Source organism: Bartonella sp. AP57NXGY (assembly GCF_042195805.1).
Taxonomy (GTDB): Bacteria; Pseudomonadota; Alphaproteobacteria; order Rhizobiales; family Rhizobiaceae; genus Bartonella.
On sequence record NZ_JBHIOZ010000120.1, the window covers coordinates 1 to 3,786 of the forward strand.

The window sequence follows — 3,786 nt, forward strand, 5'->3', positions numbered from 1 at the left end:
TTTTTAGATAATAATGAAATTCGTCCCCCATTAATGATGTATCTTTTTCATAGGATTTTGTCTCTGATTGATGGGCGCCGTATTATCATTGTCATTGATGAGTTTTGGAAAGCCTTGGAGGATGATTCCTTTAAAGCCTTTGCGCAAGACAGGCTGAAAACTATCCGTAAACAAAATGGTTTGATGTTATTTGCGACGCAATCTCCCAAAGATGCGATCAATTCGACCATTGCTCACACCATTATAGAGCAATGTCCAACACAAATTTATTTTCCCAATCAAAAGGGCAATCATGGGGATTATGTAGAAGGGTTTAAATTATCGGACAGAGAATTTAACCTGATACAATCAGAATTAAGCCGTGAGTCACGGCGTTTTCTCATCAAACAAGGACAAAGTTCAGTTGTAGCAGAGCTAAATTTACGCGGCTTTGATGATGAAATAGCCATTTTAAGTGGCACCACCAAGAATATTGAACTCCTAGAGACCATTATGGATGAAGTTGGACAATCTCCAGAAAAATGGCTTCCTATTTTTCAAGAAAGGTCAAAGCAATGAAAAAACTTTTATTGGCAACAGCTCTTTGCGCAATTTCTTTTGGACCTCAAGCAAATGCATTTGGAGGTGGTCCCTTTGATTATAAAATACTGCTGGAAAATATAGAGCAAGCCAAAAAATTGAGAGAACAAGTTGCAAAAGCAGAACAGCAAGTTCAACAAGGCAAACAACAGCTTGAGCAATTAAAGAGCCAACTCGATCAAGCAAAACAATTATATAGTTCCTTAAATGGAAAACCTGATTTATCCGCTCTTCAAGAATTGCTCAACAAACAAGGGAATAATGCTGCTTTCCCCTCTGATTTTAATCATTTAGAACAATCAATAGATGGTACTGGGGGTGGTAGCGGAAACACTGAAAAATGGAAGGAAAAACTTTTATATAAAGAACCATCGGGTGGTAGTGGATCAAAAGAAGCCGTTGATGCCTTTTACAAGCAAGAAGTGGAAAAATTGCACAATCGCAATGTAGGACAAGCAGCAACAGGGCAAGCTGTTTACGAAGATGCCGATAAAAAGAAAGAAGCCATTAGTAAGATTATTGAAAAACTCAAAAATGCTAAAACCGCTGCTGAAGTTCAAGATGCTCAAACACAATTAGCAGCTATACAAGCAATATTACAAGCAGAGGCTTTACAAACACAAGCCGCCTCTATGATTCAGCAAGCTCAACAGGAAGCTGAAATTATTCGTTCTAGAGAAGAATCTAGTAAAAGATACCAAGACTATGCAAGAAAAATCCGTGGTCATTAAAAATTAAAAAGAGGGAATTGAAAATGAACAAGATCATCATAACAACATTACTGCTTTGCATAGGACTTATCACGACTGGTTGCGAAAAAACTTACAGCGTAGAAGAATTTAAAAAAAATGAAAGCTTAATAAGAGAGTTTCAATGGAAGTGTGGGGCTTCTGATAATTCGAAAAATTGTCAAAATGTGCGACAAGCCGCTAAGGAACTTGATGAAGAACATTCTAAGAGAGCTTTAGAAAATTATAATAAAGCTCTAGAGAAAATAAATAAAAGACGAGAGGAACGAGAAGCAAAAGAGCGCGCTAAAGCCGTACAAAAAGAGAAAGAAGAAGCTGAAAGAAACGCTCAATAGTTGTTTTTATAAAAAATAAAAAGGATATTCAATGTCGTTAATGGATTACGTTCCTACGTACAGTGATATAGATGACCGTTTAATGAATACTCTTGGGAACTTAATGGATAAGACCATTAGTAATCTTTCAAGTTCTTTATCCGCTCCTCTTACGGCATCTTGTATAATCTATATTGCATTTATAGGTTACAACATTATATATGGGCGTTCTTCTATGCCTTTATGGGATTTTATAGCGACAACAGCTAAACTTGCCATCGTTGTTACACTCACTACAAACGCTTCTCAATATAATGCTTGGATCAAAGACATATTTTTTACTGATCTGCCTGATGCCATTGCAAATGTCACCCAAGGAGCAAATTCAGATAAAAATGTCTGGGACAATATGATGATACATGCTTCTGCACATGTTTTTGATGCAGCAAATCAGTATACAGCATGGTATGATATGGGGAAGTATATTGTTAATTGGGTTGCTGGTTTAATCTGTTTATTAATTGCTGCTTTTTTTAGCACTATTGGCTTTATCGTCACAATGTTTGCTAAACTTGGTTCATTTCTTGTTATATCGGTTGGACCACTTTTCATAAGCCTTTATATGTTTTCAACGACAAGACGTTTTACAGAAGCATGGTTAGGACAACTCGCAAACTTTATCATTTTGCAGGTATTAGTCACTTTGCTTGGTAACGTATATGTAAGTCTTGCGATAGATATCCTTTCAGGTGACATTAAAGATATCATGTTTTCTGTAATTCAATTTTTGATTATTGGAACTGGTGGCATTTATCTTTTTATCCATTTACCCGGAATTGCCTCTGCTTTAGCTTCTGGAGGAGCATCTCTTGCAGGTTCAACACATTTAGCTCACCACACTAGCAGATTAGCTGGTCGTGGTGCTCTTGCTGGTTTTAGAGGTTTGGCATCAAAATTTAGAGGAGGTAATACTACAAATGCGGGGAGTTAAAAAAATTTGGATTATCTTGCCATTTCTCTTTCTTAGTGGCTGTATGTCTTCATCAAACACGCTGAAATCACTCCCAAAGTGTGATGGATATTCTAAACGTCCACTCAACAGATCAATGTGGAATTGGGAAGGGAAGAAGCCCACTCCAAGACCTATTATTATAAGTGGCAATACACAATCATCTGTGAAAGAGAGCAAACTTGAAACGCTTTTGGCACAAAAATTCACGGACGAAGAAATGAAGTCTTACAAAAATTGCGGGCAAAAAGCATGAAAGAAAACGCCGTAGAACAATATATTGCTGAAGCACGCTCGTTCGATCAAGATCGCATGCTCGCCTCACGCCGCACCACCCGCATCTCGCTTGCAATCGCCGGTATCGCGGTTGCTGTTGCAATAATGTCTTCTCTCGCGGTCATCACCCTCACGCCCCTTAAAACCGTAGAACCTTTTGTCATCCGCGTTGATAATTCAACCGGCATCACTGAAGTCGTAGAAGCCTTAAAAGAAGGTCCAACAAACGTCGACGAAGCCATCACACGCTATTTTGCAGCAAAATATGTCCGCTTCCGTGAAGGTTTCGTCGTAGAAGAAACACAAAATAACTTCGAAACCATCTCTCTCCTCTCTTCACCTGAAGAACGAGAAAGATTTGCTGGATGGTACGGCGCAAAAAATCCCCAAAGTCCTCAAATTCTTTATAAACACGCCACCGTTACAATAACAATAAAATCAATTTCTTTTATCAATGAAAATGTCGCCCAAGTGCGTTACTACAGAACTGTGCGTAACAACGACAACAACAAAGAATTCATCACCCACTGGGTTGCAACACTCACCTTTGAATATACCAATGCCCCTATCTCTGTCCAAAACCGTTTGATAAATCCTCTAGGGTTTATTGTTAATGAATATAGAACCGATCCGGAAGTGGTCAACTGATCATGACAAAAAAATTTCTTTTTCTCATTCTTAGGATTGCTGTTGCCTTTTCTTTGACAAATATAAGCTACGCGAGTGTTTTTCCCACCCGCGCGCCAAGCGATAGCCGCATTCGCTTTATCAATTATGATGCTTATAATGTCACAAAAATTATTGGCTCCATACGCTCATCGGTACAAATAGAATTTTCTCCCAATGAAGAAATTGCCCA

Annotated in this window: 5 protein-coding genes and 2 pseudogenes; all 7 read left to right on the forward strand. The window is 38.3% G+C overall.

The features are described 5' to 3' along the window. Positions 1-558: pseudogene (locus ACFIL8_RS08230) on the forward strand (transporter); the annotation flags it as partial. Beyond that, entirely contained in the window at positions 555-1,310 is a 756-nt protein-coding gene (locus ACFIL8_RS08235; protein ID WP_375634908.1) for a type IV secretion system protein, read from the forward strand. The pseudogene ACFIL8_RS08230 and the gene ACFIL8_RS08235, both read left to right, overlap by 4 nt. 23 nt (positions 1,311-1,333) lie before the next feature. Then, entirely contained in the window at positions 1,334-1,663 is a 330-nt protein-coding gene (locus ACFIL8_RS08240; protein ID WP_375612432.1) for an EexN family lipoprotein, read from the forward strand. A 31-nt stretch (positions 1,664-1,694) separates the two neighbouring features. Beyond that, entirely contained in the window at positions 1,695-2,633 is a 939-nt protein-coding gene (locus ACFIL8_RS08245; protein ID WP_375634904.1) for a type IV secretion system protein, read from the forward strand. Continuing rightward, on the forward strand, positions 2,620-2,907 hold the full coding sequence (locus tag ACFIL8_RS08250; protein WP_375634902.1) for a type IV secretion protein VblB7: 288 nt from the start codon (positions 2,620-2,622) through the stop codon (positions 2,905-2,907). Before ACFIL8_RS08245 ends, ACFIL8_RS08250 begins: the two co-directional genes overlap by 14 nt. Beyond that, complete coding sequence (locus ACFIL8_RS08255; protein WP_375612435.1) at positions 2,904-3,575, forward strand: virB8 family protein; 672 nt, start codon at positions 2,904-2,906, stop codon at positions 3,573-3,575. The genes ACFIL8_RS08250 and ACFIL8_RS08255 overlap by 4 nt, the downstream gene beginning before the upstream one ends. 2 nt (positions 3,576-3,577) lie before the next feature. Next, positions 3,578-3,786, forward strand: a pseudogene (locus ACFIL8_RS08260) (P-type conjugative transfer protein VirB9); the annotation flags it as partial.